At 71.0% G+C, this 2,416-nt stretch carries 3 protein-coding genes and 1 other RNA gene; all 4 read left to right on the top strand.

The window, feature by feature from the left end; translation table 11 throughout:
• The coding region (locus tag Q0L15_RS19395) for an amidohydrolase family protein (protein WP_296606208.1) at nt 1-755 on the top strand (755 nt) is incomplete at its 5' end.
• Nucleotides 736-1,035 (top strand): hypothetical protein, encoded by a 300-nt coding sequence (locus tag Q0L15_RS19390; protein WP_296606207.1) that lies wholly within the window; start codon nt 736-738, stop codon nt 1,033-1,035. The genes Q0L15_RS19395 and Q0L15_RS19390, both read left to right, overlap by 20 nt.
• Nucleotides 1,036-1,076: 41 nt before the next feature.
• A complete protein-coding gene (locus tag Q0L15_RS19385) occupies nt 1,077-1,709 on the top strand; it encodes a maleylpyruvate isomerase family mycothiol-dependent enzyme (RefSeq protein WP_296606206.1) in 633 nt (210 codons plus the stop codon).
• A gap of 45 nt (nt 1,710-1,754) precedes the next feature.
• Nucleotides 1,755-2,125, top strand: a transfer-messenger RNA (tmRNA) gene (gene ssrA / locus Q0L15_RS19380).
• Nucleotides 2,126-2,416: the final 291 nt, after the last annotated feature.

The raw sequence follows: 2,416 nt of genomic DNA, 5'->3' as shown, positions 1-2,416 counted from the left end.
CGATCCGCTACCGCCAGTCGCACGAGGACCGCGTCGAGCTGCTGCGCGCGATGGGTGTGTGGCGCTTCCCGACGCTGCCCTACGCCCACAAGCCCGGGGTGGCCACCTACCTCAACGACTGGGCGGCCGGCTTCAAGCGGGACGTCCCGGAGTCGCTGTGGTCGGCGACGTTCTTCCCCGAGACCGACGCGGCGGCGTACGTCGGGGAGGCGATCGCCGCCGGCGTCGAGATCTTCAAGGTCCACCTGCAGGTGGGGGAGTTCCACCTCGACGACCCCCTGCTCGACGAGGTGTGGGGGCGGCTCGAGGACGCCGGCACGCCCGTGGTCGTGCATGCGGGATCGGGGCCGGTCGGCAACGACTTCACCGGGCCGGCGTCGACCGAGCGCCTGCTGCGCCGGTTCCCCCGGCTGGCGCTGGTCATCGCGCACATGGGTGCCCCGGAGTGTGGGGAGTTCCTCGCGCTGGCCGAGCGGTACGAGCGGGTGCACCTGGACACCACGATGGTGTTCACCGACTTCTTCCCGGCCTACCCGGTGGCGCTGGTGCCGCGGCTGCGGGACCTCGGCCACAAGGTGCTGCTCGGCAGCGACTTCCCGACGATCCCGTACCCCTACCTCCACCAGCTGGAGGGATTGGCCCGACTCGACCTGGGCGACGACTGGCTGCGAGCCGTGTGCTGGGAGAACGGCGCGCGGATGTTCGGAACCGCTCCGGTGCGGGTAGATCCCGGTCATGGGACGCAGCGACAGTGACCGGGAGCGCACGGTGAGCGGCGGGCTGGGCACGCCGGCCCAGCCCCGCGAGGGCGAGGTGCGTCTGCGCACGGGCGCAGCGCTCGCCTGCCTCGTCTGCGGCGGCCGGGACTTCGCCCACCGCGAGATCAAGCTCAACACCACGGGCATGACGTTCATGGACCTCGACTGGGCCAACCGCTCCGGCGACGGCGCGATCTGCCGGGCCTGCGGGTTCGTGCACACCTTCCTCGACGGCGGCCTGACCTGGGGTCCCGACCCGCGCGACGCGCTGCTCTGAGGGGAGGCGCAGCCGGCCGCGACGGGCCACACTGGGTGCTCATGGACCCGTGGGCACAGATCGCCAGCGAGCGCCGTGCGCTCGCCGACCTCCTCGACACCCTGACGCCCGAGCAGTGGGCCACGCCGAGCCTGTGCGGGGCGTGGACGGTCAAGGAGGTCGCCGTCCACCTCACCAGCGGGCCGTCCACCTCGGTGGGCACGTTCCTCAAGGCGATGACCCGTGGTCGCGGCAGGTTCGACCGGGCCAACGAGCTGCTCGTCGACTGGCGCTCCGGTGTCGAGCCGGCCCAGGTGACCGCCTGGCTGCGGGAGTACGCCGAGCACCGGTTCAGCCCGCCGGGCATGGACTGGCACGCGCCGTTCAGCGACCTGCGCATCCACACCCAGGACATCGTGGTCCCGCTCGGGGTGGACGCTGGGGTACCCCACGAGCCGTGGCGCGACGTGCTCGGCTTCCTCGCCTCCAAGGCCGCGGGTCGGGGCTTCGTCCCCCGGGGCCGGCCCGCGCTCACCTGGGCGGCCACCGATCTCGACTGGGCGGCCGGCGACGGAGCGCGGGTCGAGGGACCGGCCCGGGCGCTCGCCACCGCGATGTGCGGACGCGCGGCGCTGGCCGGCGAGCTGGCCGGTCCCGGCGTACCCGCGTTGCAGGCGTGGCTGCGGAATCGATGAGGCCCGGCTGGCGTTGAGCCCGTAGACTGGATGCACAACTCAAGAGGGGCTGATCGGTTTCGACTTGGGACGTTAGTTCCAGGGGAAGCGGGTCGAGAAGCCAGCGTCATCTCGTAAACGATCGCTGGAAACCTATAACTGCCAACACCAATCGCAGTTCCTTCGCTCTCGCTGCCTGAGCAGTGATCGAAGCGTCAGTCCGGGCACCCGTCTCCGTCCCGGATCCTGGCGTCATCTAGGAGACTTGCCGCCCACTCCGGGTCACGGAGGGTGAGCGGGACTATTCCGTGACTGAGCCTGTCGGGGACGTGTCCGTGCGAGCCCCGGGGCCGAGAAAAGCGACAGCACGGACTGCACCCGGAGAAGACCTGGTTCGACGCTCGAGGACCGGGGTTCGATTCCCCGCAGCTCCACAACGAGGTCTTCGCAGAATGAAGCGGGGACCTTCGCAGAGTCGACAGCGGCCCGGCGCGCCGAGCGTGCCGGGCCGCTGCTGCAGTTGCGGCCGTTGGCGTGCGAACGCATCGAGCCGCCCGCGGCGGTGGCCCGGGTGTCCGGGATGTCCTGAGTAGGCACACCCGCAGCTCCACCGGGTGATCTCGCAGGGAGATCCGGACTCCGTTGGAGACCGGATCTTCTGTTCCTGCCGGCGCCGGGAGGAGGAGACGACGGTCTAGACCGGGTGGTGACGGCGAACCGTTCCGGGG

This window comes from Nocardioides sp. (genome assembly GCF_024509035.1).
Classification (GTDB): Bacteria; Actinomycetota; Actinomycetes; order Propionibacteriales; family Nocardioidaceae; genus Nocardioides.
Note: the sequence above shows the minus strand (reverse complement) of the source record. Positions and strands in the feature narration are given on the sequence as shown.